Source organism: Candidatus Similichlamydia epinepheli (assembly GCF_003056015.1).
On sequence record NZ_PPEU01000145.1, the window covers coordinates 1 to 1231 of the forward strand.

General features: G+C 39.2%; 2 protein-coding genes. Both read right to left on the reverse strand.

The window, feature by feature from the left end; translation table 11 throughout:
- A partial coding sequence (locus tag GCCT14_RS05010; protein WP_157952646.1) for an AAA family ATPase occupies window positions 1-137 on the reverse strand: 137 nt, incomplete at its 3' end.
- Window positions 138-147: 10 nt separating this feature from the next.
- Window positions 148-1231, reverse strand: a 1084-nt coding sequence (gene thrS, locus GCCT14_RS05015) for a threonine--tRNA ligase (RefSeq protein WP_108624461.1), incomplete at its 5' end; no start/stop codon positions are given.

Below are 1231 nucleotides of genomic sequence, written 5' to 3' on the forward strand. Positions count from 1 at the left end.
TATTGTGCATCAAAATCAATAACCAAAACTTTTTTTCTAAAGAGAGAAGCCAAGCCAGCACCTAAATGTAACACGGTAGAGGTCTTAGCAGTACCGCCCTTGAAGCTAGTGATGGCCATGATTCTTTTTTTTTGCATGAATACCGCCCTATCTCATGCGATTGACCTTTTTTGTCTTAATCTCTTGATGGAGACGAGATATGAATTCATCTACAGAGTAAGTGGATGTCTTTTTATTCTCGTCACGAACAGAAAGAGACCCACAATCGATTTCTCGGTCACCAATAAGAACAAGATAACAAAACTTTCCCATCTCGGCCCTTCGAATTCTTTTAGGAAGGGTTTCATCCTCAAAAAATACTTCGCAAAAGAATGATTCTTGATCGAATCTCTCTTTCAATTCCAAACATCGGCTAACGTGTTTAGAACTAATAGGAAGAAGTGCTATTTGGTTAGGATTGATCCACAAAGGGAAACGACCACCAAAGTGCTCGATTAGAATGCCTAAAAACCTTTCAATTGAACCGTAAATAGCTCTATGTAAAACAACTGGAGTTTGACGGCTTCCATCTTTTGCCACATACTCAAGTCCAAAATTTTTACATTGAAATAGATCGAGTTGAATAGTTGCACATTGCCAAGTTCTACAGAGAGCGTCACGAATGTGTACATCAATTTTCGGCCCGTAAAAAGCACCATCTCCTGGATTAAGAACGAACGATTCCCCATCCAAAGCTTTTTCAAGAGCTAAAGTAGAAATCTCCCACTCATCATCTGTTCCAAGAACGTTTTCTCCTTCTGGCCTGGTAGAAAGTTCGAAATGATAAGAGAGTGAAAAAGGAGAATAAACTTCACGAATTAGATTCAATAACTGAGCTACCTCACTATGCACCATATCTAAAGTCAAAAAAATGTGCGCGTCATCTTGGTGAAAACCACGTGCACGCATTAATCCTGACAGTGCTCCAGAAGCCTCATAACGATGTACATGACCAATTTCAAATACACGAAATGGCAACTGCTTGTAACTACGTACCTGAGAAGCAAAGAACATGATCGCCCCAGGACAACTCATAGGCTTTATAGCGAAAGTTTTAGATTCTATTTGTGTTAAGTACATATTTTCTTTGTAATTTGCCCAATGTCCTGAACGTTTCCAAAGATTTTGATCTAGCAGAAGGGGGGTGCGAATATGTTTATAATCAAGTGCAGATTGACACGACTGAATATGC